Source organism: Sulfitobacter sp. JL08, assembly GCF_003352045.1.
Taxonomy (GTDB): domain Bacteria; phylum Pseudomonadota; class Alphaproteobacteria; order Rhodobacterales; family Rhodobacteraceae; genus JL08.
Genome location: NZ_CP025815.1, coordinates 1,422,161 through 1,447,217, shown reverse-complemented (window position 1 = coordinate 1,447,217; position 25,057 = coordinate 1,422,161). Strand labels below are relative to the sequence as shown.

Sequence of the window (25,057 nt, the reverse complement as noted above, 5' to 3'; positions counted from 1 at the left end):
AAACCGGTGGGGGCCGGTTCGCTGGCACCTCAACCGATAAAACAGAAAGACAGGGAGACAACGTGGCCGATTCATCCAGCGACGCATTCGTCGAATTTCAGCACGTCCAGAAAAGTTATGATGGCGAAACGCTTGTCGTCAAAGATCTGAACCTGGCGCTTCCCCGCGGCGAGTTTCTGACCATGCTTGGGCCATCAGGGTCCGGCAAGACCACTTGCCTCATGATGCTGGCGGGGTTCGAAACCGCAACCCACGGCGAAATCATGCTGGGCGGAGAACCCATTAACAACATCCCGCCGCACAAGCGCGGTATCGGCATGGTGTTTCAGAACTATGCCCTGTTCCCGCACATGACGATCGCCGAAAACCTCAGCTTTCCTCTGGAAGTGCGCAATATCGGCAAGTCCGACCGCGAGGCCAAGGTCAAACGCGCGTTGGATATGGTCGAAATGGGATCGTTCGGCGGACGCCGTCCCGCACAATTGTCAGGCGGTCAGCAACAGCGGGTCGCGCTGGCACGCGCGCTGGTGTTTGAACCCGAACTGGTGCTGATGGACGAACCGCTGGGCGCGCTGGACAAACAGTTGCGTGAAAAGATGCAGTTCGAAATCACCCATCTGGCGCATGAACTGGGCATTACCACAGTTTACGTGACGCACGACCAGACCGAAGCGCTGACCATGTCGGATCGCGTGGCCGTTTTTGATGACGGGCGTATCCAGCAGCTGGCACCGCCCGATCAGCTATACGAAGAGCCCGAAAACAGCTTTGTTGCGCAATTTATCGGCGAAAACAACACGCTGGAAGGTGTTATTAAAGAGGTCAACAACGGCGTTGCCATTGTCCAGCTGGACGACGGAGAGCTGATTGACTGCAAGCCGATCAATGTCAGCCAGCCGGGCGAACGCACCCGCGTGTCGATCCGCCCCGAACGTGTCGAATACAACAAGGACCGTTTGCAAAAAGGCGTTCACACACTGAAGGCCGAAGTGCTGGAGTTCATCTATATGGGCGACATTTTCCGCACCCGCCTGCGGGTTGCCGGAAATGACGAGTTCGTCATCAAGACCCGCAACGCCCCGGATCAGGACCGACTGAAACCGGGACAGCAGATTGAAATCGGCTGGTTGCCACAAGATTGCCGCGCACTGGACGCCTAGCGCTGTCGGTTCGGTCTGCCGCTGGGCGGACCGACGATCCAGTGATAACCCGAAGCGCTGGACGTAAAAGTTACGGGAAATAAAGGGAGACTAAAATGAAAGTCACAAGTTTGTTCGTCACCGCAAGTGCAGCCGCATTGGCAGCGAGCGGCGCGCTGGCCCAGGACATGACAATCGTGTCATGGGGTGGTGCATATTCTGCATCTCAGCAAAACGCCTATCACGACCCCTATATGGCGGCCAATCCGGGCGTGAACATCATCAACGACGAAAGCTCGGCCGAAGCGGTTGCGAAACTGCGCGCCATGAACGAAGCCGGAAACATTACCTGGGATGTGGTCGATGTGGTTGCATCCGATGCGATCCGCCTGTGCGACGAAGGTCTTGCGCTGGAAATCGATGCCGACACACAACTGGCCCCTGCCCCCGATGGCACACCCGCCAGCGAAGATTTCGGCGACCTGCTGGTTTCCGACTGCTTCATTCCGCAAATCGTTTATTCGACAACATTCGGCTATCGCACCGACATGGTGGGTGACACGCCCCCCACAAGCGTTTGCGCAATTTTCGATACCGAAGCCTATCCCGGCAAGCGTTCACTGGAAAAGCGCCCGATCAACAACATGGAATGGGCGCTGATCTGTGATGGGGTTGCCAAGGAAGACGTTTACGACGTTCTGGAAACACCCGAAGGTCAGCAGCAGGCGCTGGATAAACTGGCCACGATCAAGGATGACGTGATCTGGTGGTCGGCCGGTGCGGATACGCCCCAACTGCTGGCCGATGGCGAAGTGGTTATGGGGTCCACCTACAACGGTCGTCTGTTCAGCGTGATCGAAGAGCAAGACCAGCCCGTTGCCATGCTGTGGGACGCGCAGGTGTTCGATCTTGACGGCTGGATCATTCCTGCCGGTCTGTCGCCCGAGCGTGAAAAAGCAGCGCTGGATTACATCTATTTCGCCACAGATACGCAGCGTCTTGCGGATCAGGCCAAGTGGATTTCCTATGGTCCGGCACGCAAGTCTTCGGCACCTCTGGTTGGCCAGCACGCCGAACTGGGTATCGATATGGCACCGCACATGCCGACCGATCCCGAAAACGCCAAGAACACGTTCCTTTATAACTACGAGTTCTGGGCCGATTATCGCGACGACATCGACGCGAAATTCCAGGCGTGGCTGGCACAATAGGCCTGCCTGACACATCCATCGGGGGCGCGGACCACTGCGCCCCCGAACCACCAGAAGCCGAAAACGGCCAAGACCTAAAACAGAACGGGGAACACCATGAGTGATGCAACAACCGATACCGGACCTGTCCTGTCGGCAGATGGCACACCGCTGAAGAAAAGCCTTGCAAAGGCGTTGCGGCGCGAAAAGCTGCGGGCGCTGATGCTGATTGCACCGTTGCTGGTGTTCATCCTGATTACATTTATTCTTCCCATTGCAGACATGCTGTTCCGCTCGGTCGAGAACTCGATCGTGCCCGACACGCTGCCCAGAACCGTCGAGGCGCTGCAAGACTGGGACCCCGATTCAAACGAAGCGCCCGACGAGGCGGTGTTTGCCGCACTGGCGCAGGACATGCAGATCGCTGTCGAGGCCAAGTTGCACACGCGGCTTGGGTCGCGCCTGAACTATGAAAAAACCGGCATGTCGTCGCTGTTCCGCAAATCCGGCCGCCGGATTGATCGCTGGGATCTGGCCGCAGATGCGCCGTTCAAGGAAAAATTCGCCGATATCGACGAAGACTGGGTAGACCCCGACACGTGGAAGACGCTGAAGGTCTATTCCTCCAATTACACAAACGGGTATTTCCTGAACTCGGTCGATCTGCAAAAGGGAGTTGACGGGGTCGAAATGCGTCCCGAGAACCAGCAGATTTACATCACCCTGTTCCAGCGCACATTGTTCATGTCTCTGATGATCATGGGGTCATGCGTGTTGCTGGGCTATCCGATTGCGTTTTTGCTGGCCAATCTGCCGTCCAAAACGTCGAACATGCTGCTTATTCTGGTTCTGTTGCCGTTCTGGACTTCGCTGCTGGTGCGAACCTCTGCCTGGAAGGTCATGTTGCAGCAACAGGGCGTGATCAACGATACGCTTGTTTGGCTGGGTCTGGTCGATGATGCGGCGCGACTGATCATGATCAACAACCAGTTCGGCACGATTGTGGCCATGACACATATCCTGCTGCCCTTCATGATCCTGCCGCTCTATTCGGTGATGCAAACCATCCCGCCATCTTATGTGCGGGCGGCGAAATCGCTGGGCGCAACCAACTGGACAGCGTTCTGGCGGGTCTATTTCCCGCAATCCGTGCCGGGGATCGGTGCGGGCTGTATCCTCGTGTTCATTCTGGCCATCGGGTACTACATCACCCCCGAACTGGTGGGCGGCACCAAAGGTGTCTTTATCTCGAACCGGATCGCCTATCACATCTCAAGCTCTTTGAACTGGGGACTGGCGGCGGCACTGGGCACCATCCTGCTGGTCGCGGTTCTGATGCTCTACTGGGTGTATGACAAGATTGTCGGTATCGACAACGTGAAGTTGGGGTAAGAAACATGGCCAAGTTAAGATCAGAAATTCCGACCCCCGATTTTGGCAAGTTCACCTTGCCCCTGATGGCCGCCGCGGGCGCGTTTGGCGGGTATCTTGTGGGAACGGCAAATGGCAATTCCTGGGCCGGTGTGGCCGGCGGTATCATCGTTGCCGCACTGCTGGCCGTCATCCTGATCAAGATGGTGCCCAACCGCGCGACGGGCCGGCTGGGAACGGCCATTGTTCTGGGTTTGGGCGGTTTCATCATGGCGGGGCTGTCCGGCCTGATTGTTGGTGCAATCTTTGGACTGATCTACAGCTGGTTCGCCTACTGGCTGCATTCGGGCGATTACCGGCGCGGCGTTCCGATTTATGCCACCGCGGGTGATGTGCTGTGGCACAATACGTTCCTGCTGATCTGCGGGCTGATCTTTTTCTTTCTGATCGCGCCGATCGTCGTGGTGATGCCACTTAGCTTTAATGCCGAAGATTTCTTTACCTTCACGCCCGAAATGCTGGCGCTGGATCCCGAAGGCTATTCGCTGAAGCATTATCGTGATTTCCTAACCAATTCCGATTGGCAGCACGCGCTGAAAAACTCTTTTATCATCGCGCCCTGGGCGACGTTGCTGTCGGTTACATTCGGCACACTGGCCGCCATCGGGCTTAGCCAGGATCACGTGCCGTTCCGCCGTGCGATCATGGCGATCCTGATTTCACCGATGATCGTGCCGCTGATCATTTCTGCGGCGGGCATGTTTTTCTTTTATTCGCGCATCGGTCTGCAGGGTGAATATCTGGGCGTGATCTTGGCCCATGCCGCCCTTGGCATTCCGTTTGTGATCATCACCGTGACCGCAACGCTGGTTGGCTTTGACCGCAGCCTGACGCGGGCGTCAGCCAATATGGGTGCCGGACCGGTCCGGACCTTTTTCAAGGTGCAGATGCCGCTGATCCTGCCGGGTGTGATTTCGGGCGCGCTGTTTGCGTTCATCACCTCCTTTGATGAAGTTGTGGTGGTTTTGTTCGTCGGTTCATCCGGCCAGAAAACCCTGCCCTGGCAGATGTTCACCGGCCTGCGCGAACAGATCAGCCCGACCATTCTGGCGGTGGCGACCATTCTGGTGGTTCTGTCGATCATGCTGCTGACAACGGTCGAACTGCTGCGTCGCCGGTCCGAGAGGTTGCGCGGTATCACGCCCAGCTGATCGCACGACCTGAAATCCAAAATTTGTGTTGACCGGCGCATTGCCGGGCAATACGGAAATCCTGTGACAGCTGCCGCGATGGCGTCGTGGCCGTGGTCCCCTGTCACGGTCCTGCTTTGCAAGGCCTGCCGCCCTGAACGCCGGGGTGTGTGGCCGGGCATGGGTTTATGTCCGGCAGTGGACAAGGAACAAATCCATGCAAGATCTATCAAACCGCCCGGAGTTTTTTACCTGCCATAATGGCGAAAAAGCGCCCCTGCCCTTTAGCACCGGCGAATATGATCGCCGCCTGACCAACCTGCGCGCGCTGATGGCGCAACGTGACATTCCGGTCGTTTTGCTGACCAGCATGCACAATATCGCCTATTATTCCGGGTTTTTGTATTGCAGTTTTGGGCGGCCCTATGGCTGTGTCGTTACACAGGATGCCTGCACAACAGTCTCGGCGAATATTGATGCCGGTCAGCCGTGGCGGCGTTCGGTCGGGGACAACGTCATTTTCACCGACTGGAAGCGCGACAATTACTGGCGCGCAGTTGCGATGCTGGCCGGTGGCGCCCGCCGCATCGGGATCGAAGCGGATCATATGACACTTGCGGCCCGCACCACTGCGACGACCATGTTGTCAGACCCCGAACTGGTGGATATCGCACCGGATACAATGGCCAGCCGTATGGTGAAATCGGCTGAAGAGATCGCGCTGATCCGTGAAGGGGCGCGCATTGCCGATATCGGCGGTGCTGCCGTGCGCGATGCCATTCGTGAAGGCACGCGGGAAATCGATGTTGCAATGGCCGGGCGCGACGCGATGGAGCTGGAGATTGCCCGCGCGCATCCGAACTCGGAACTGCGCGACAGCTGGGTCTGGTTCCAGTCGGGTTTGAACACTGACGGCGCGCACAATCCGGTCACGACACGCAAGCTGGAAACCGGTGATATCCTGTCGCTGAACACGTTCCCGATGATTTCGGGATATTACACAGCGCTGGAACGCACCCTGTTTCTGGGCGAACCGGATGTGGACAGCCTGCGCATCTGGAAGGCCAATGTCGCAGCACATGAACTGGGGATAAGCCTGATCAAACCGGGCGCGACCTGTTCGGGCATCTGCGACGAGATCAACCGCTTTTTCGCGGACGAGGGTCTGCTTCAGTACCGGTCGTTCGGCTATGGCCATTCGTTTGGCATTCTAAGCCATTACTACGGGCGCGAGGCCGGTCTGGAACTGCGCGAAGATATCGATACCGTGCTGGAAGACGGCATGGTCGTGTCGATGGAACCGATGCTGTGGCTGCCCGAAGGCCAACCCGGTGCCGGTGGCTATCGCGAGCATGACATTCTGATCGTCGGCAAGGAAACATCGGAAAACATCACCGGCTTTCCCTATGGTCCGGACGCCAACATCGTGTAGCCTGCCCGCACAAGACAGCATCAGGCATTAGCGGAAGGCGGGACCCATGAAGGTATATGTAAGCGTCGATATCGAAGGCATCGCAGGCATCGCCCACTGGGATGAAGCCTTGCATAACGGACCGGATTACCCCGCCTTTCGCACCCTGATGACGAACGAGGCGATTGCGGCCTGTGAAGGAGCCGCAAATGCAGGCGCAGACGAGATTTATGTGCGTGACGCACATGAAACCGCCCGCAACCTTGAGATCGCGCGCCTGCCATCGGGTGTGCGTGTGATACGCGGCTGGTCAGGCCACCCTTACAAGATGATACAGGAACTGGACGACAGTTTTGATGCGCTGGTGATGGTGGGCTGGCACGGGCCGGCAGCGGATGGCGGCAACCCGCTGTCGCACACGATGACGGGTACTTACGCCAACATCACCCTCAATGGCGCGCCATTGTCCGAGTTCGGCATCAACGCGTTGCTGGCGGCGACCCACAAGGTGCCGGTTGTGTTCCTGTCGGGCGATGCGGCGATGTGTGCGCAGGCACAGGCGGTCAATCCGGAAATGGGGGTCGTCGAAACCAAATACGGGCACGGTGCATCAGTGATTTCGATCACACCTGCCGAATCCTGCACCCGCATCCGCACAGGGGTCGAGGCGGCGTTGCGCACGGATTTCGGCGGCCATGCCCTGCCCGCCAGCGATCATTATGTGATGGAATTGCGGTTCAATCACCATGAACTGGCTTACAAGCGGTCGTTCTATCCCGGTGCGGATCTGATTGCCGACGATACGATCCGGATCGAAGCGGATACGATTTTCGAGATTTCGCGCGCACTGGTGTTCATGTAAGTCCGCTGCCACCTTTTGTGGACATATCGCTCATCGGTCTGTGGGCCTGCCCTGCGGGTGGATAGGTGCGTTGATCCAGTGGAATGGCACTGATCTGGCTTTGCAGGCGATCCACCAGAATCTGTTCGGCGCGGTTCAGCCGTTTCTTGGGATTGATCAGCAGATAGATATCCACCTCTGGCGGGTCATAGAACGGCGGCAGACGCCATAACAAACCGTCGCGCACATCCCGTTCGACCACATGCAGCGGCAGGGATCCGATGCCCAGTCCGCACTGGATCATACGCCGCACTTCCTCCAGTTGCGACGACCGGCCGACAATGCGCTGCGCCATGTCGTATTGTTTGCGCAGCAACGCAACGGGGCGCAGTGCGTCGTTCAGATCATCAGTGTCAAAGGATACGATATCGCAATCGCGCAAATCGGCCATCACCAGATCACGCCGTCCGAACAACGGATGTTGCGGCCCGCAGTAAAACCCGAAAAATTCGCGGTAGAGCACCTGATAGGTCAGGTCCGGCAGGCGGCGATTGACCAGACAGATACCGAAACTGGCCGTCTTGTCCACAACAGCCTTGGCCACATCCGCACTGGTCGCCGTCTTGATCGAAAAGGTGATTTTGGGATAATCGCGTTTGGTGTCGGTCAATAGATCATCCAGCAGCGGGGTGATTACGTGACTGGCCAGATGGATCGAGACCTGGCCGGAAATTTCCTTGGCTGCGGCCGTGGTGATATCTTTGAGCCGGGCAATGCCGCCGTAGATGTCCATACATTCGGTGTATAATTGCCGCCCCGCCGCCGTCAGGTGGAAAGCGCCGCGCCCGCGTTCGATCAACCGGCATTCCAGTTCGGTTTCAAGCCGTTGCAACGCCAGACTGACCGAAGGCTGCCCGCGCAACAGGCGGGTTGCGGCGCGGGTGATACTGGCCTCTTCGACGATCACCACAAAGGTGCGCAGCAGGTTCCAGTCAAGCTGGGAAACGAATTTATCTTCCTTGCCGGTTTGCATTAATCAAATCAATGTTATCCATACGTCTTATCAATTTGTCCAATTCCCGACCCACATGCAATAGTAAATGAAACCTCGGGGATGAACACGCAGATGGGTGAAACCACGCAGACAACTGACACGCGGCCATGGCTGCTTTTGTCGCCTTCGCTGTTCGCCATTACTGTGCTGGTCGTTGTCCCGATGGCGTTCATTCTGGTGTATTCGTTTTACGAAAACGTCGATCTTGCTGTGGATCGGGTGGCGTTTCAGTTCGGCAACTGGAACGAATTGCTGACCGACAGCTATTATCACACCGCCATCTGGAAAACCTTGCGCCTGTCCCTGATCGTGACGTTTCTGGCGGCGGTTCTGGGTTATATTCCGGCCTATTTCATCGCGATGACCAAATTCCGCGACAAATGGCTGTTGCTGCTGTTGCTGATCCTGCCGTTCTGGATCAGTTTCATCATCCGTACACTCAGCTGGATTCACATTTTCGGCAATCAGGGCGCGCTGAACGGGTTGTTCCAGTTGCTGGGGCTGACCGATGCGCCGCTGTCGCTGATGTACAACGAATTCACCGTTATCGTCGGCTTTATCCACGTGTTCCTGCCCTACATGATCCTGAACATCTATGTCAGTCTGGAAGGCATTGACGAAAACCTTGAACCGGCGGCGCGCACGCTGGGTGCCACCCCGTGGCAGGCCTTTCGCGAGGTGACGCTGCCGCTGTCGATGCCCGGATTGGCGGCGGGCTGCCTGCTGGTGTTCGTTCTGACGGGGGGAAGCTATGTCACGCCACTGATCCTGGGCGGACCGGGTGATTTTCTGTTCGGCAACCTGATTTACGATGCCGTCGTGTCGGAACTGAACTGGCCGATGGGAGCGACGCTGTCGTTCACTCTGCTGTTCCTGCTGGGACTGGTTGTGGTGCTTTACAGCCGCCTGATGGGGCTGAACCAATTGTCCAAAGCGTTCAGGTAGGGCCAGGATATGCGCGTCTGGAGCCTTTTGAAAACCTACACGATCATGGTCTACCTGTTCATGTTCGCGCCCATTTTGGTGGTGCTGGTGCTGGCGTTCAATTCATCGCAGTTCGGCGGCTTCCCGATCGAGGGGTTCAGTTTTCGCTGGTTCGCCAAGCTTTATGAAAACGAGGCGATCACGCGCGCCCTGCGCACCTCGCTGATCCTTGGCGCGCTGACGGCGGTGATCTCGACAACGCTGGGCATTCTGGCCGCGCTGGCGTTGGTGCGCTACCAGTTTCGCGGCAAGGATTTCATCACCACGTTCCTGATTTCCCCTGTTCTGGTGCCCGAAACGGTGCTGGCGGTCGGGTTGCTGATATTCCTGCGCTGGCTGCACATGCCGCGATCGTTTGGCTTGCTGCTGCTAGGCCATTCGATCATCGCCTTGCCCTTTGTGGTGCTGGTGGTGCAGGCGCGCCTGACCGGCATCCGCCGCGACTATGAAGAGGCGGCGCGATCCCTTGGCGCCAGCCCGGTCCAGACATTTTTTCAGGTGACGTTTCCGCTGATGCTGCCGGCGGTTTTTGCCGGCGCGTTGTTTGCGTTCACCATTTCCTTTGACAACATCACCGCGACGATCTTCTGGCGGCCTTCGGGCATGGAAACCGTGCCGACCCAGATTTTCGGAATGCTGCGCAATTCGGTCAGCCCCGAAATCAACGCGCTGGGATTTGTCATGATCTGTATTACCGTTGGCGTGCCTTTGGTGGCGGGTGCATTGGCGCGCTATTTTTCCCGCAAGAAAATTTAACCCCCCAACAAGGAGTAAGCACATGAAAAAGATAGACAGTACCAAACGGTATGAAATCCTGCGCGAACGGATGGGAAATGGCGACATTGACCGCCGTTCGTTCTTTGGCTTTCTGGGCGCAGCGGGCATCTATGCCGGTGTGACCGGCGGCGTGATGACAACCATGGCCAAACAGGCCCGCGCGGCTGGCACGGAACTGAATTTCGAAGGCTGGGGCGGCGTTGTCTCTGAAGCGCTGCGCGCCAATGCGTTCAATCCTTATGAGGAAGCTACCGGCAACAAGGTGATCGATGCGACGTTCGGCGGCGAATCCGAAGTGCTGACCAAGATCAAGGCCGCGGGCAGCACCGATGGGCACAACATCCTGCATTCCTCGGGTGTCAGCTGGTACAAACGCTGGGTGGACGCCGGATATGCCAGTGAGTTGAATGAAGCCAACATTCCCAACATGGCGAATGTGATGACATCCATCATCGCACCGTTCAAGAAAATCACCCCCGACACGCTGTCGGCCGTACCCTACGATTACGGCACGACGGGTATTGCCTATAACACGAAATACGTGTCCGAAGAAAAGGCCAAGGAACTGGGCGCCAATCTGTTGCTTGATAAGGAACTGAAGGGCAAGATCGGCGGCTGGGGTGGCGACTGGGCCAACCGCGCATGGTATGGCGCATTGCAGACAGGTCAGGACCCGAACAACATTCAGGACTGGGATGCCGTCTGGGACAAGGCGCGCGAGCATCGCGATCTGGTTCTGAAATACTGGTCTTCGGGGGCCGAACTGATGGATCTTCTGGCGAAAGAGGAAATCTATGTCACCGAAGCATGGTCTGGCCGCGTTGCTGCCTTGCAGGCGCAGGGGCATCCGATTGCCTATATGGATCCGCCCAACGGGCTGGCCTGGATGGAAAGCATGTTCGTATTGAAAGGCTCGCCAATGGCCGAAGCCGAAGAACTGCTGAACTTCATGCTGGACCCGGCGACCGCCATAGCGGTGGCCGAGGGCCAGAAGTATCCGCCATCGCTGGATCCCAACAAGGTCAAGATGACACCGACGATCGAGGCGCTTCCGGCCTATGATCCGACAGGTACGTTGTCTGAACTGGTGTTCCGTGATCCCGTGGTCTGGAATGCAGTTGAAAAAGAGCAGACAAAGCAATGGAACCGCGTGTCAAAAGGCGGCTGATCCGTACCTGAAAAAAACGCAGGCCGCCCGCGACAGGGCGGCCCGCACCTCTAACTTTGCAACCACTGACTGGATCACTGCGCATGGCCCGTGTTGAACTGATCGACATCAAAAAATCCTATGGGTTTGTCCAAGCTGTCAAGAACGCGAATATCGTGTTCGAAGAAGGGTCTTTCACGACGCTTCTGGGCCCGTCGGGGTGCGGCAAGACAACCATTCTGCGCATGGTTTCCGGTCTGGCCGACCCGACCAGCGGCGACATTCTGGTGGGGGGGAAACGCGTCAACGACGTTCCCATCCACAAGCGTAATCTGGGGCTTGTGTTCCAGAACTATGCGCTGTTTCCGCATCGCACGATCGGTGAAAACATCGCCTTCGGTCTGAAATATCGGGGCGTTTCGAAATCTGACATGCGGGACAAGGTCAAAAGCGCGCTGGACATCGTGCGTCTGCCCGGTGTCGAAGACCGCTATCCCCAGCAATTGTCCGGTGGGCAACAACAGCGCATCGCGATGGCCCGTGCCATTGTGATCGAACCCGATGTGCTGTTGCTGGATGAACCGCTTTCTGCACTTGATGCCAACCTGCGCGAGGATATGCGCGTCGAATTGAAGGCCATTCAGGACCGCATCGGTGTGACCACGATTTTCGTGACCCATGATCAGTCCGAAGCGCTGGCCATGTCGGACAAGATCGTGGTGATGAGCGCCGGAGAGGTTGAACAGATCGGCCCCCCTGACGAGGTTTACAACACCCCGCATTCCGAATTTGTGGCAACGTTTCTGGGCGCGTCCAATCTGCTGCCGGCCAAAGTGGTGGGGCGCGATGACAAGGGCGTTACGCTGGACACGCCGGAATTCGGCAAGGTTCATGTGCCTGCCGCGCGCGCGACAACGCTGGGCGATGCGGATACGGCACAGTTGATGATCCGCGCCGAAAACCTGCTTCTTAGCGCGGGCAACGACCCGGAGGCCGCCGCGAAAGCCGTAGTGGAAGCGGTTGATTATCAGGGGCAACTGGCGCGCTATTTCGTGCGCGTGGGCGATACGCAGTTGCAGGCGATCAACATGATCAGCGGGCGCCCGTTTGCCGATGGCGATACAGTCAGCATCCGCCTGAACCCCGAAGATTGCAGCGCCCTGCCGCAGAAAGCCGGATAGATGTCGGACCATTTGTTCTATCAATCCCGACTGGCCCGCCCCGAACTGGACCGGGCTGACGGTATCTATATGTGGGACACGTCAGGCAAACGTTATATCGACGGATCGTCCGGCGCGATGGTCAGCAATATCGGGCATTCAAACCCCGCTGTGCTGGACGCGATGCGCGCGCAGATGGACAAATCGACATTCGGCTACCGGCTGCATTTCGAAACCGGACCGTCCGAGGCGCTGGCCCGCAAGACCGCGGCACTGGCCCCTAAGGGACTGGACCGCGTGTTTTTTGTTTCCGGCGGATCCGAAGCGGTGGAAAGCACGCTGAAAATGGCGCGGCAATACGCGCTGACCCGCGGGCAGGCGCAGCGCACCAAGGTGATTTCACGCTATCCCAGCTATCACGGTTCGACGCTGGGGGCGCTTTCCATCACCGGCTATGCACCGATGACCGCACCGTTTGATCCGATGATGCACACGATGCCGAAAATCCCGGCACCGCGCGCCTATCTGGACGGGCTGGACGCCAATGATCCGGCAACGGGTTTGCATTATGCCAACATGCTTGAGGATAAAATCCTGCAGGAAGGCCCGGATACCGTGCTGGCCTTTATCGTCGAACCCGTGGGCGGGGCATCAACTGGCGCGCTGGTACCGCCGGCGGGCTACATGGCGCGCGTGCGGCAGATTTGCGATCACTACGACGTGCTGCTGATCCATGACGAGGTGATGACAGGCGGCGGGCGCACGGGGCGTTTTTTCGGCGGCGATCACTGGGACGGTGCGCCCGATCTGATTGCGCTGTCCAAAGGGTTTGGTGCGGGATACATGCCCTTGGGCGCGATGATCGCCCGCAACGACATGGTCGAGGCGGTGCTGGACAGCGGCGGTTTCATTCACGGTCATACCTACGCTGGCAACCCTTTGGCCTGTGTTGCAGGTCTGGCCGTGCTGGAGCAGATTGAGCAACACGAGCTGACGCAGAATGCCGCGCGGATGGGCGATGCGCTGGCCATGCGGCTGAACGGGTTGATGCAGAAATATCCAATCATCGGCGATGTGCGCGGCAAGGGCCTGCTGATGGCGTTTGAAATGATGGCCGATCGTGCCACCAAGGCCACGCTCCCGCGCGAAATGAATGCCTATAACCGTCTTGTCGATATTGCCTATAACAACGGGCTGATCATCTATTCGCGCCGCACGCGGGGCGGAATTTCAGGCGATCATTTCCTGGTCTGTCCGCCGATGATCGTGACCGAGGCACAGTTGGACGAAATCACGGATATTCTGGACCGGTCGCTGGCGCAGTTTTTCGATGAAATCGCGCCCGAGATCACAGCAGCGTAGCGGGGTCGAATGTCAAAGATCATCATCACCTGCGCGATTACCGGTTCCATCCACACCCCGTCGATGTCGCCCTATTTGCCGGTCACCGCAGACCAGATCACCCAACATTCGATCGAAGCCGCCGAAGCCGGCGCGGCAATCCTGCATCTGCACGCGCGCGATCCAGATACGGGCCGGCCTTCGGCCTCGCCCGCGCATTTTGGCGCGTTCCTGCCGCGCATCAAGCAAAGCAGCGATGCGGTGCTGAACCTGACAACCGGCGGCAGCGCGGTGATGACGCTGGATGACCGTTTGGCCGCGCCGAAGCTGGCGGAACCCGAAATGTGTTCGCTGAACATGGGCACGATGAATTTCGCGCTTTATCCGGCGGCAGAGCGGATCAGCGACTGGAAATACGACTGGGAAAAACCGTTTCTGGAAGGATCAGATGATCTTGTGTTCAAGAACACGCCGCGCGATATGGCCCATGTCCTGACCGAGATGGGGCAGATGCGCGGCGCACGGTTCGAATTTGAATGCTACGATGTCGGGCATCTTTACATGCTGCGCCATTTCGTGGATCGCGGTTTGGTGCAGACACCGCTGTTCATCCAGTTCGTATTCGGCGTTTTGGGCGGGATCGGGCCGGACCCTGAAAACCTGATGCATATGAAAGTGATCGCGGACAAGCTGTTTGGCGATGATTACATGTTTTCCGTACTGGCCGCAGGGCGTCACCAGATGCCGATGATCACCATGTCGGCCAGCATGGGCGGGCATGTGCGCGTCGGGCTGGAAGACAGCCTGATGATTGCGCGCGGTGAACTGGCGCAAACCAATGCCCAGCAGGTGCGCAAGATCCGCGCGATTGTCGAACAGTTGGGACGCGACGTTGCCACCCCTGCCGATGCACGCGCAATGCTGGGCCTGAAAGGCAGCGACAGGACCGCGATTTGACCCAGCAAGACATCACGATCCGCCGCGTCGAACGTGCCGACCTGCCTTTGCTGGATCAGGCATTGCGCGCCTTGTCAGCCGATCTGGGCGATCCGCACCCCGCCGATATTGCCCTGCTGGAACAGGCCGGGTTTGGCCCGACACCCGCCTTTTACGCGCTGATTGCAGAGAACGGTGAGGCCGGATTATGCGGGGCTGCGATGTATTCGCCTGTCATGTCGACAACACTGGCTGCGCCGGGGGTTTTTGTATCTGATCTCTGGGTCGAAAAGTCTGCGCGGGGCACCGGTTTGGGCCGCCGCCTGCTGGCGCAGGTCGCACAGGATGCCGGCACACGCTGGAACGCCGGATATCTGAAACTGGCGGTTTATCATGATGCGTCGGGCGCCCGCCGGTTTTACGATCAGCTTGGCTTTGGTGCGCGCACCGATGAAACCACCATGCTTTTGGACAGACCCGCCTTTGAGGCGCTGAAAGGACAGAGATGAAAGCGTTTTTCGACGATCGCCAATGGCACCATGATCCAAAGCATTTCATGGCCAACGGCGCGATCCTGCCCAACCCCGAACAGCCCGGCCGCATCAAGGTGCTGCACGACGCCGCACAAGAGGCGGGGTGTGAATTCAGCACACCCGAAGATGCCGGATTGGACCCGATTGCCGCGCTGCATTCGCCTGAATATCTGACGTTTCTGCAAACGATCTACAAACGCTGGCAATATATCGACGGCGCCGGGGACGAGGTGATCCCCAATATCCATCCCGCAAACCGAACCGACAGCTATCCGCGATCCGCAGTCGGTCAGGCCGGTTTCCATCAGGCCGACACCGCCTGCCCCATCGCGTCCGGCACATGGGAAGCAGCATACTGGTCGGCGCAATCGGCCATTTCCGGTGCCGATACCATCGCGGCCGGAACAAATGCGGCCTATGCGCTGTCCCGCCCGCCCGGGCACCATGCCTTTGGCGATCTGGCGGGAGGGTTCTGTTTTCTGAACAATTCCGCGATCGCGGCAGAACGGTTGCGCGCCAAGGGGATGCGCGCCGCCATTCTGGATGTGGATGTGCACCACGGCAACGGAACCCAGAGCATATTCTATCATCGCGACGATGTGCTGACCGTATCGATCCATGCCGATCCGGCGCGGTTCTATCCGTTTTTCTGGGGGCACGCGCAGGAACGGGGCACCGGGGCGGGGTTGGGTTATAATCTGAACATTCCGCTGGACCGGGGCACCGATGATGACGGTTTTCTGAATGCGCTGGCCACTGGTCTTGACCGGGTGCGCGCCTTTGGCGCCGATGTGGTCGTGATCGCACTGGGGCTGGATGCGTCAATCGACGATCCGTTCAAGGGGCTGGCCGTGACCACACCGGGATTTGCCCGCATCGGCGCGGCAATTGCGGGCCTGAACATTCCTACACTTTTTGTGCAGGAAGGCGGATATCTGTGCGACGCACTGGGTGCCAACCTGACCCACGTTCTGACAGGATACCAATCGGCATGACCCAACCGGATGTCATCATCATCGGCGGCGGCATCGCCGGCATCAGCGCCGCCGCCCACCTGAGCGCAGAGGTCAGGGTTGTCTTGATCGAGAGCGAGGCGCATATCGGTTATCACTCCACCGGCCGCTCGGCGGCGATGTTTATTCGCAATTACGGCAATGCGGTGCTGCGGGCGCTGAACGCGATTGCCGCGCCGGTCCTGGAAGCGCCCGATGGTATTTCGGACCGGTCACTGCTGTCGCCGCGCGGCGAAATGCTGATCGCGGACGAAGATGACCTGCCCGCGCTGGAAGCCTATGCAGACGGGGCCACCGGGCTGGAACGGCTAACCGCGGACGAGGCCGTGGCCCTTGTGCCGATCCTGCGCCGCGACCGGATCGCGGCGGCCATTCTGGAACCCGATGCGCAGGACATTGACGTGGACCGCATGTTGCAGGGCTATGCCCGCCTGCTGCGCGACCGGGGCGGACAGACGGAAACGGGTGTGCCGGTAACGGGGATCGCGCATAAAAACGGTGTCTGGCGCGTGATCACACCAAACGGAACCCACAGCGCCCCGATCCTGGTCAACGCGGCAGGCGCATGGGCCGACAGAGTGGCGCAGATGGCCGGCCTTGGCGGGGTCGGCCTGACACCAATGCGCCGCTCTGCGGTGTTGCTTAATGCGCCCGACGGGCACGATATCGAGCGTTGGCCGCTGTTCGCCTCGGCCTCTGAAAGCTGGTATGCCAAGCCCGATGCCGGAAAACTGCTGGTGTCCCCGGCCGAGGAAGACCCGGTTGATCCCCATGATGCCTATCCAGATGACATGGTGCTGGCCGAAGGGCTGTACCGTTTCGAACAGGCCACAACCATGCCAATCACGCGCCCCACCCATTCCTGGGCCGGGCTGCGCAGCTTTGCACCCGATCGCACACCGGTGGTTGGCTTTGATCCGGATGCCAGCGGCTTTTTCTGGCTGGCGGGTCAGGGCGGATACGGCGTACAAACGGCCCCGGCCCTGTCGGCGATTTGCGCCCGCCTGTGCCTGGGTCAGCCCAGTGATCTGGATCCCGCGATCCTGAACGCATTGCATCCGGAACGGTTCCGGACATGAAAAGGAAAACAGAATGAGCGATATTACCCGCAAACATACCGGCCCCCGGATGAGCCAGATCGTGATCCACAAGGACATGGTTTACCTTGCCGGTCAGGTTGGCAATGCCGCAGATGACGTGACCCAACAGACCAAAACCTGTCTGGAACAGATTGATGCCCTGCTGGCCGAGGCCGGAACCGACAAGACGCGGATTTTGCAAACCGTGATCTGGCTGGCCGATATGTCGGACTTTCAGGCCATGAACGCAGTCTGGGACGCGTGGGTGCCCCAAGGCCACACACCGGCCCGCGCCTGCGGCGAGGCGAAACTGGCAACACCGGATTATCTGGTGGAATTCATCGTCACAGCCGCCCTGCGCTGATCGGCCTTGCCCAAAGCGGATTGCGGCGGTGAAGACCGCTGCAATCCGTGTCGCTGGGGATCGTGGTTGATTGATAGCAGCCGTTAGGTGTCTGGTGTTTTGGTGGCAGCTTTGCGGGGCGGTTTCAACGGGTCGACGCAACACTTTAATCTTTGACCAAAGATGGAGTGAGCATAATGAAGTATCGTCGCCGGATATTTTTCACAGATAAACAGAAGTCAGAGATATGGGATCGATGGCAACGCGGCGAGTCGATGAGTTCGATCGGACGTTTGTTTGAACGCGAGTCATCGTCGATCTATCCGCTGCTTGCGCGCACTGGCGGCATTCGCCCGCCGGACCGTGTGAGGTCTCGGCTCGCTCTGACGCTTTCCGACCGCGAAGAGATATCCAGAGGCTTGCGAGCGCAGGTCTCGCTGCGTTCAATTGCTCAAACATTGAAGCGACCGGCATCCACAATCAGTCGCGAGGTCAGGCGCAATGGCGGCGCCAAACTTTATCGAGCAGCGGTGTCTGATGCAGCTGCTTGGGACCGCGCCCATCGCCCAAAGCTCTGCAAGTTGGCGGGCAATGACTATCTGTGCCGCGCAATATCGGCCAAGCTGACGCGCAAATGGTCTCCACAACAAATCGCAGGCTGGTTGATGCGTGAACATCCCGATGAAGACAACAAGCGGGTCTCCCATGAGACGATCTACCGAAGCCTTTTTATCCAGACAAGAGGCGTACTTAAGAAAGAATTATTGGCGCATCTGCGGGCGACACGATCCATACGCCGATCCCGCCATGCCACCTTGAAGCGCAGCGGCCTGGGTAAGTTCAACGACGCAATATCGATCCGTGACAGACCTGCGGACGTTGAGGATCGAGCAGTGCCGGGCCATTGGGAAGGAGACTTGATTGCAGGGTCTGGCAACAGCTTCATCGCGACATTGGTCGAACGTCACACCCGCTTTGTGATGCTGGCCAAGGTGAGCAACAAGGACAGCCACAGTGTCATTCAGGCATTGATCAAACAGTCTCGCAAGTTGCCAAAAGAGCTGTACCGCTCGCTGACCTGGGACCGCGGAACGGAGATGGCTGGACACAAGGCCTTCACCCTGGCCACGGATATTGACGTCTTTCTGTGCGAGCCACATTCGCCATGGCAACGCGGCACAAACGAAAATACCAACCGTCTGCTGCGACAGTACTTCCCAAAGGGCACAGATTTGTCGATACATAGTCAGGCGAAGCTCAGCGCCGTCGCCAGACAACTCAACGAACGACCTCGAAAGACGCTAAACTACGAAACACCAGCCGAGCGTTTCAATGCATGTGTTGCGTCGACCCGTTGAAACCGCCGGACAAAGCAGACGGTTCGATAACGCGTTCTCGAAGCTGGCGCAACTCACGTGGAACCTGGATCTACATCGCAAGATCTAAGGCCTTTCAGGTGTTGGTTTTTACGCTGAATATCGGGATTTCACCTTTGCCCTTGATGTCGCGAATGCCTTCTGGGGTCACCGTGAAACGGTCGGACAAAAGCTTGGCCGTATTCTCGGTGACAATGATTTGCCCGGGTAATCCTTGGCTTTCCATGCGTGACGCCAAGTTCACGGCATCCCCCCAGAGGTCATATGCAAACTTGCGCTTGCCGATGACGCCCGCCACAACCGGTCCTGAATTGACCCCAACTCTCAAATTGACATTGAAATGCGTGTGCGCGCTTATGGCTACTGCGGCCTTATGCATCTCCGTCGCAAGCTCGATAGCGATTTCGGCATGGTTCCGTTTGTCTTCAGGTACCCCGACAACAACCATATAGGCATCACCAATCGTTTTGATTTTTTCTGCGCCATAGTTGTCTGCTAGATTGTCAAATTCAGTGAAGATCAGATTAAGGGACTCAACAAGCTCGCCTGCCGAAAGTTGTGAGCTCGCGGCTGTGAAGTTCGCGATATCTGCGAAAATGACCGAAACTTCCCTATGCTCATTTGCAATGACGCGTTCGCCGTTCTTTAAACGCAAAGCAATTGGGGTCGGCAAAATATTGTGTAGCAAATTCTCGGCCCGTTCATATTCACGTTTCATACCTTCTTCTGCGGTTTCAACCAGATACTGGTTAAGCCCCAGATAGAAGACCAATGCCGAACTCACGCTGATCGTATTTAAGACGAAGAGGAAAATAATAGACGCGTCGGGCATTATCACCCAGGGCTGCGATGTGATTTCCAGGACACCAACAAGGACGGCATAAGCAACGAGTCCTGAGCAGATCAGAGTTTTGCGCGCCCATGAAAACTGCGGCGTAACCAAGCACACAATGGCAGACACAAGCGGGAAGAGCCAAAACATTGCTCCGACCCCTGCATAGAGCGTGCCAAGCAAAGCATGCAGAGGTATTTCTCCGAAATAGAGGAAGTGGATGTACCACATAGGGCCTTGGCGACGCGGCCAAAGAAATCCGTACACAGCAAACAAAAGCGTTACGGCGATGTTATAGTTCGCCATCACGGTTACACCATTCAGTGCAAAAGTGATTGCCCATAAACCATGAGAAAAGCTCGCAACCCACGGTCCGAGGCGGTGAAACATGTAATATCGCGCCTCTTTACCATCGATCCCCGGAGGCGTCCAAAGCACGAGATCGATGGTTCGCTGGATGAGATCAAACATCAGAAGCTTCCAGCCGATCATTGTAAACGTCCGACAAGTGGTCTGATCTCCTCCGAAGATGGTGGCGCGTTGTAAAGGCCTCAAATTCTGTTTAAATCGATCCGTTGGACACAGCATGTGCCACCGAGAAATACGCTATATCACAGCTGGAATTGGTTCAACGAATAAGCTGTCAACGTTCTCCCGATAGGCCGACTTTGGGCTCAAAACAGTTATTAGCCGCGATGTGGCGTGGAAACTCCCTATAAACGTCTGTTCTGGGCTGGAGCAGACCTACGCCGCACGGTGCATCAATGACTGTTCTGCGGACAAACCGGAAAGTCAGCGTAAACGTGCTCGAAGCGGCCTTCAGAACTGCAAAATTCACAGGCGTCCAAACCAACTGGACGCCACGAATGAGCCAGGTTCGTCAATACCGACAACAAAGGGCAACTCCATGAGTTATAGGGATTATCAGTCAGATGTGTTAGAGTGGACACTGCCGTAGCTATACAAAGCGCGGCAGAAACAGGGGGATTCATCATGACTACGGTTGTTGTAACGCATGCTGTTGGAAACATGGACACATGGTTAGGCGGGGGAGAAGTGCGCACGCAAACTTTCTCCAACTTCTGTTCAGGTCACCGAATTTTCAAGCATTCCAACAAAGATCAAGTGTCAATTGTCTTCGAAGGCGTAGATCTTGAAAAGATGAAGACCACACTCGGATCATCAGAGGCCGCAGCGAGCAAATCCCAACACACAGTGATCGATCCGATTGAAATCTATATCGAGGTCGAGGGCGGCGCTTAAATTCTGAATTCGGCTGGTGACTTTGGGTGTGATCGTAAGCAACTGCGCACGAGCGCAATTTCTGAAGTTGACTGCAATGCCGCGTGAAGAAGTCGTTCACGATTGGAAATTCGACGTTTCGTTCTGAAGGACCGCTCTTACCATTAGCGGATGTTCGTCAAAAAATTGCGAGTTTCCGAGTTGCGGGACGGAGCCGCCGTTTAAGTTCGCCGATATGACATCGGCATGACGGCCCGAACGGACATTTTGCATCGGCGGGCTAGCCCAACCATGCGTCGACCAAAATATCCCAACCAACGGCCCACCGAGATCGAGAACCGCGCTCAGTTTGTAGGCTAGGTGTCGCTGTTACAACACAGCAAGCCCAAAACGCTTGATAGGCGCGCGAAATAGGGACAACATGTAAAAGAGGGCATTCTACTTGGAGAATGCCAAACAATTGGAGCTTGTTATGATTATCACTCAAAGAAAGATCGTGTTCATTTCTGGCGCTTTAGCGCTGATGGTTGCGCTTGCTTCAGTCACTTCAGCGCATGCCCTAAGTAAGACTACAAAAGGAGCCGTTATCGGCGCGGGCGTCGGCGGTCTCGTCGGGGGCAGTAAAGGAGCCGTTGCCGGAGGAGTTGCCGGAGCGATCATTGGGAAAAATTCCTGACGGCAACCTGTGCCGGTTCTGACCACAATCATAAGGGAGCTGAAATAGTGGCTATAATCAGATTACTCGGTATTGGAGCAACTGCGCTTGTCATATCTGCGGTGACCGCGACCGCAGATGAGGAACTAGACCAGATGCTCAAAGAAGCGCTACCAGTCATGCAACACTCTTGCGACACCGCGGTTGAGGAAACCGGCGGAAACGAAGAGGCGATTGTGGATATTGTCCGCAAAATGGTGATCGTATCCCTTGCGAACCGTGACATCGATCTCTCGGACTATGCAGATACGGAGGAAGAACGTGCGGTACTGCGCGCTGAATTTATTGAAGAGCTGCGGGCTGGATGCGAAGCAGACAGAAAAGGATTGCTGGCAGGGATTGTAGACACCGCCGTCAAAACGGTTTTGAAGCTCTGATACAATGAACCTTTGTATCGCATTGGACGGCCTTCAACTGACCACCAAAGCCGGCATCCCGATTAAATAACGTTTTGACTCGCTGTCCGGCGCGAAAGATAGAGCTTAGACCAGACTTTCGCTGCACCAGCCACGAATGCCCCATAAGCTCAGAGCAGGGTACTCATCGAGGTCCGTTCTGCGAGCGCTCCGAGGCATCGAGCGGTCAGCAATAGTAACAGCAGTGCTCCAATTGGCATTGTCAGACAAAACCTGCTTGAGACGGGCTGGGCGGTTCCGTACTTTTCGAACATGACCAAACCTGATCCATTTCGTTACTTTAAAACTAGCCCCGAGATCATCCGATTGGCTGTGATGATGTATGTCCGATTTCCGTTGTCGCTAAGGAATGTGGAAGATCTGCTCCACGAACGGGGCATCGATGTGAGCCATGAAGCGGTGAGATATTGGTGGCATCGGTTCGGCCCGATGTTCGCTGCCGAGATCCGAAAACGGCGGATTGTCGGCATGAAATCGAGTAAGTGGCGCTGGCATCTTGATGAGGTGTTCGTGAAAATCAACGGTGAGCGGCATTATCTTTGGCGCGCCGTGGATCACGAAGGCGAGGTTCTGGAAAGCTTTGTGACGAAGACCCGCGACAAGAAGGCTGCTCTGAAATTCTTAAAGAAAGCAATGCGTAAGCACGGTAGTCCCGAAGTGATCGTAACCGACAGGCTGCGATCATACGGTGCTGCACTAAAAGAAATTGGCGCAGCAGATAAGCAGGAAACGGGGCGCTGGCTGAACAACAGGGCGGAGAACTCTCATCTGCCGTTTCGACGACGAGAACGCGCAATGCTCCGCTTTCGACAGATGCGATGTCTGCAAAAATTCGCTGCTGTTCATTCTACCGTTTTCAACCATTTCAATCAGGAGCGCGCCCTCTACAACAGAGACCATTTCAAGATCAACCGAGGCGCCGCTCTTGCCGAGTGGCGCCAGCTTTGTTCCACATAGGTTCCGGCATTTGGCGGCAACCTGAGACGGGTTCGAATTCGTCTGACAGCACCCATGTTTCGGACTGCGTTTTTGTTTCGCGGCCGACTAATGCCGCACCCAGCGTGCACTGAAGATCGTGACGGATATGACCTTCTCTCTGGTTTCCTGTCCACTCATTGTGGCAAACCAGCCTTCAACCAGCCTTTGCGGCAGTTTTCTGCGGAGGCGGGAACGGTAAATATCGGCATCTGAGCCTGCGGGGACGAGGCCGTTATTTCCGGACGCAGCGCCTGCAGGTCACTCACCGCCGCCTGCGCCACATCGACTTTGTCCAGTTGTCCGAGTGACGCAATGAGCATGAGGTGGCTCATAACAAATCCTGAGCGTACCGCCAAAGCATTGCGGCAAGCCTCGGCGGCCTCTTCGTAGCGTCCCATGTGAAAGAACGCACAGCCTTGGACGAGATAGGCGGCATGGCGCAGCGGATCGTGCGGGCTAAGGACGATAGCCTGAGACGCATGTTCCAACGCATCTTGCGGCCGATCAAGAAGGAACAGGTTCATAGATGCCAACATATGAACGGTCGCCGCGTTCGGGATTTCGGCCAACGCCTGTTTGAAGGCCTCCCTGGCCCGTGGCAAGTCGCGTGCCAACATAGAGATCGAGTGTGCCGCATAGGCCATGGCAATCCCGTCGGCGCGATCGCTCGTCAGAACCTTCTCAGCTGCAGCAACGGCTGATTTTGGCCCCTCACCTACGGGCTCGAGGCCCTGAACCATGCGCTGAATGTGCAGCCAGGCCATCAGCCCCGCTGCGGCTGCGTAATCAGGATCCCGCTCCAAAGCGAGTGCGGTCAGCTTGATCGCCTCTCTGTTGTCATTGTCCGTCAACAGGTGGAAGTGCGATTGTGCCCGGAGGTAGAGCTCATAGGCTTCCAGGTTCTCCGTTGGCTTCGCCCGTGCACGATTGGTTTCGGCGTGCCGGAGCGACGGTTCAATTGCAGTAACCACTTCTTGGGTGACCTTGTCCTGAAGATCGAAAATGTCATCCAGCACCCCGTCAAAGCGATCAGCCCAAAGATGGCTGCCGTTATCAGCATCAATGAGCTGCCCCGTAATACGGACTCGTTGACCCGCCCTTCTGACCGACCCCTCCAGCACATAGCGCACGCCCAGGGTTCGACCAACTTCGCGAATATCCGTGCTTTGGCCTTTGAATGTGAACGAAGAGTTTCGCGCCACCACCATCAGCCAACGGAACCGTGAAAGCTCGGTGATAATGTCTTCAGTGATGCCATCAGCGAAAAACTCCTGCTCGGGATCCCCCGACATGTTGTCGAACGGAAGGACTGCAATTCCAGGCCTGACATCTGACATTTCGGCAAGATTTGGCGACGTCCCTTTGGGCCAGCACCAGACGCCGATGCGGCGGGTGATGTTCTTCAGTTCCGTTTGCTCTCCGCCGTCAAACAAGGCTGCGTTGCCTCGGTCGAGGCTGTTGTGAGAGGTATCCGAAATCAAAATCTGATCCGGCTTGGCCAAAGATTCAAGCCGCGCGGCGATATTGATGCCATCACCGAATATGTCGTCGCCATCGGTGACCACTTCGCCCGTGTGAATGCCAATTCGGAGTCGAATATCGTTTGATTTGCGGGACGATTGTATTGCGATGGCGCAATCGGCGGCGTCGGACGTCGAAAAAAACTCGACGATCCAGCCGTCCCCCATACTTTTGATCAAGGTCCCATTATGGGCCGCGAGGATCGACATGAGCGTTTCTTCGCGAAATGATTTGAGCGCTGCAATAGTGCCCTCGCGATCATGATCCATAAGCCCTGAATACCCAACAATATCAGCCGCCAGTACCGTCGTGAGCCGTCTGTCCATTCCCATCTCCCTGTTAATTAGAACTTAGCGTGCTACTTTGGTTATGTCAGCCCGATCGCCCAGTGTGAAATACAGGCCCCGCTTGAGAGTGAAAACAAGGTGATTTTTTTGAGGAAAACTAGAGAGTTTGTTCAGCTCGGCG

24 protein-coding genes are annotated in these 25,057 nt (G+C 57.0%); 21 read left to right on the top strand and 3 right to left on the bottom strand.

Going from position 1 to position 25,057, the window contains the following annotated elements; all coding sequences use genetic code 11:
• Positions 1-62: 62 nt before the first annotated feature.
• From C1J05_RS07215 to C1J05_RS07190, 6 genes are all read left to right on the top strand, one after another.
• Positions 63-1,160, top strand: coding sequence for an ABC transporter ATP-binding protein (locus C1J05_RS07215; RefSeq protein WP_114869655.1), 1,098 nt, complete (start codon positions 63-65; stop codon positions 1,158-1,160).
• 95 nt (positions 1,161-1,255) lie between these two features.
• Positions 1,256-2,350, top strand: coding sequence for an extracellular solute-binding protein (locus C1J05_RS07210; protein WP_114869654.1), 1,095 nt, complete (start codon positions 1,256-1,258; stop codon positions 2,348-2,350).
• A 96-nt stretch (positions 2,351-2,446) separates the two neighbouring features.
• Positions 2,447-3,721: an ABC transporter permease gene (locus C1J05_RS07205; protein WP_114869653.1), complete on the top strand. Its 1,275-nt coding sequence runs from the start codon at positions 2,447-2,449 to the stop codon at positions 3,719-3,721.
• A 5-nt stretch (positions 3,722-3,726) separates the two neighbouring features.
• Positions 3,727-4,911 (top strand): ABC transporter permease, encoded by a 1,185-nt coding sequence (locus C1J05_RS07200; protein ID WP_114869652.1) that lies wholly within the window; start codon positions 3,727-3,729, stop codon positions 4,909-4,911.
• A 196-nt stretch (positions 4,912-5,107) separates the two neighbouring features.
• Positions 5,108-6,322 (top strand): M24 family metallopeptidase, encoded by a 1,215-nt coding sequence (locus C1J05_RS07195; RefSeq protein WP_114869651.1) that lies wholly within the window; start codon positions 5,108-5,110, stop codon positions 6,320-6,322.
• A gap of 46 nt (positions 6,323-6,368) precedes the next feature.
• A complete protein-coding gene (locus tag C1J05_RS07190; protein WP_114869650.1) occupies positions 6,369-7,163 on the top strand; it encodes a M55 family metallopeptidase in 795 nt (264 codons plus the stop codon).
• Here the strand turns inward: C1J05_RS07190 and C1J05_RS07185 are convergent.
• Positions 7,156-8,175, bottom strand: a complete 1,020-nt coding sequence (locus tag C1J05_RS07185) for a LysR family transcriptional regulator (RefSeq protein WP_114869649.1) — start codon at positions 8,173-8,175, stop codon at positions 7,156-7,158. The genes C1J05_RS07190 and C1J05_RS07185 overlap by 8 nt on opposite strands.
• An 81-nt stretch (positions 8,176-8,256) precedes the next feature.
• On the opposite strand from C1J05_RS07185, the gene C1J05_RS07180 reads away from it, so the two are divergent.
• The 11 genes from C1J05_RS07180 (at position 8,257) to C1J05_RS07130 (ending at position 18,867) form a co-directional block, all read left to right on the top strand.
• Positions 8,257-9,141 (top strand): ABC transporter permease, encoded by an 885-nt coding sequence (locus tag C1J05_RS07180; RefSeq protein WP_254684732.1) that lies wholly within the window; start codon positions 8,257-8,259, stop codon positions 9,139-9,141.
• Positions 9,142-9,150: 9 nt separating this feature from the next.
• Positions 9,151-9,936 carry an ABC transporter permease gene (locus C1J05_RS07175; protein WP_114869648.1) on the top strand — a complete coding sequence of 262 codons (786 nt, stop codon included), beginning with the start codon at positions 9,151-9,153 and terminating at the stop codon, positions 9,934-9,936.
• A gap of 22 nt (positions 9,937-9,958) precedes the next feature.
• Entirely contained in the window at positions 9,959-11,125 is a 1,167-nt protein-coding gene (locus tag C1J05_RS07170; RefSeq protein WP_114869647.1) for an extracellular solute-binding protein, read from the top strand.
• 83 nt (positions 11,126-11,208) lie between these two features.
• Positions 11,209-12,285 (top strand): ABC transporter ATP-binding protein, encoded by a 1,077-nt coding sequence (locus C1J05_RS07165; protein ID WP_114869646.1) that lies wholly within the window; start codon positions 11,209-11,211, stop codon positions 12,283-12,285.
• Positions 12,286-13,626 (top strand): aminotransferase family protein, encoded by a 1,341-nt coding sequence (locus C1J05_RS07160; RefSeq protein WP_114869645.1) that lies wholly within the window; start codon positions 12,286-12,288, stop codon positions 13,624-13,626.
• 9 nt (positions 13,627-13,635) lie between these two features.
• The gene (locus tag C1J05_RS07155) at positions 13,636-14,562 is read left to right on the top strand and encodes a 3-keto-5-aminohexanoate cleavage protein (protein WP_114869644.1); all 927 of its coding nucleotides are present in this window, start codon (positions 13,636-13,638) and stop codon (positions 14,560-14,562) included.
• On the top strand, positions 14,559-15,050 hold the full coding sequence (locus tag C1J05_RS07150; protein ID WP_254684731.1) for a GNAT family N-acetyltransferase: 492 nt from the start codon (positions 14,559-14,561) through the stop codon (positions 15,048-15,050). Before C1J05_RS07155 ends, C1J05_RS07150 begins: the two co-directional genes overlap by 4 nt.
• Positions 15,047-16,069, top strand: a complete 1,023-nt coding sequence (locus tag C1J05_RS07145) for a histone deacetylase family protein (RefSeq protein WP_114869643.1) — start codon at positions 15,047-15,049, stop codon at positions 16,067-16,069. The genes C1J05_RS07150 and C1J05_RS07145 overlap by 4 nt, the downstream gene beginning before the upstream one ends.
• The gene (locus C1J05_RS07140; RefSeq protein ID WP_114869642.1) at positions 16,066-17,166 is read left to right on the top strand and encodes an NAD(P)/FAD-dependent oxidoreductase; all 1,101 of its coding nucleotides are present in this window, start codon (positions 16,066-16,068) and stop codon (positions 17,164-17,166) included. Before C1J05_RS07145 ends, C1J05_RS07140 begins: the two co-directional genes overlap by 4 nt.
• A gap of 13 nt (positions 17,167-17,179) precedes the next feature.
• Complete coding sequence (locus tag C1J05_RS07135; RefSeq protein ID WP_114869641.1) at positions 17,180-17,530, top strand: RidA family protein; 351 nt, start codon at positions 17,180-17,182, stop codon at positions 17,528-17,530.
• Between the two features lie 176 nt (positions 17,531-17,706).
• Positions 17,707-18,867 (top strand): IS30 family transposase, encoded by a 1,161-nt coding sequence (locus tag C1J05_RS07130; protein ID WP_114869640.1) that lies wholly within the window; start codon positions 17,707-17,709, stop codon positions 18,865-18,867.
• Between the two features lie 94 nt (positions 18,868-18,961).
• Here the strand turns inward: C1J05_RS07130 and C1J05_RS07125 are convergent, their stop codons facing one another.
• On the bottom strand, positions 18,962-20,209 hold the full coding sequence (locus C1J05_RS07125) for an adenylate/guanylate cyclase domain-containing protein (protein WP_162797953.1): 1,248 nt from the start codon (positions 20,207-20,209) through the stop codon (positions 18,962-18,964).
• A 501-nt stretch (positions 20,210-20,710) separates the two neighbouring features.
• Here C1J05_RS07125 and C1J05_RS21685 point away from each other — a divergent pair.
• The 4 genes from C1J05_RS21685 to C1J05_RS07105 all read left to right on the top strand — a co-directional run bounded on the left by C1J05_RS21685 (position 20,711) and on the right by C1J05_RS07105 (position 23,047).
• Positions 20,711-20,980: a hypothetical protein gene (locus C1J05_RS21685; protein WP_114869638.1), complete on the top strand. Its 270-nt coding sequence runs from the start codon at positions 20,711-20,713 to the stop codon at positions 20,978-20,980.
• A 421-nt stretch (positions 20,981-21,401) separates the two neighbouring features.
• Complete coding sequence (locus C1J05_RS07115; protein WP_114869637.1) at positions 21,402-21,635, top strand: hypothetical protein; 234 nt, start codon at positions 21,402-21,404, stop codon at positions 21,633-21,635.
• Between the two features lie 47 nt (positions 21,636-21,682).
• Complete coding sequence (locus C1J05_RS07110; protein ID WP_162797952.1) at positions 21,683-22,051, top strand: hypothetical protein; 369 nt, start codon at positions 21,683-21,685, stop codon at positions 22,049-22,051.
• A gap of 291 nt (positions 22,052-22,342) precedes the next feature.
• The gene (locus C1J05_RS07105) at positions 22,343-23,047 is read left to right on the top strand and encodes an IS6 family transposase (protein WP_114869635.1); all 705 of its coding nucleotides are present in this window, start codon (positions 22,343-22,345) and stop codon (positions 23,045-23,047) included.
• A gap of 155 nt (positions 23,048-23,202) precedes the next feature.
• Here the strand turns inward: C1J05_RS07105 and C1J05_RS07100 are convergent, their stop codons facing one another.
• Complete coding sequence (locus tag C1J05_RS07100) at positions 23,203-24,915, bottom strand: adenylate/guanylate cyclase domain-containing protein (RefSeq protein WP_114872176.1); 1,713 nt, start codon at positions 24,913-24,915, stop codon at positions 23,203-23,205.
• Positions 24,916-25,057 lie beyond the last annotated feature (142 nt).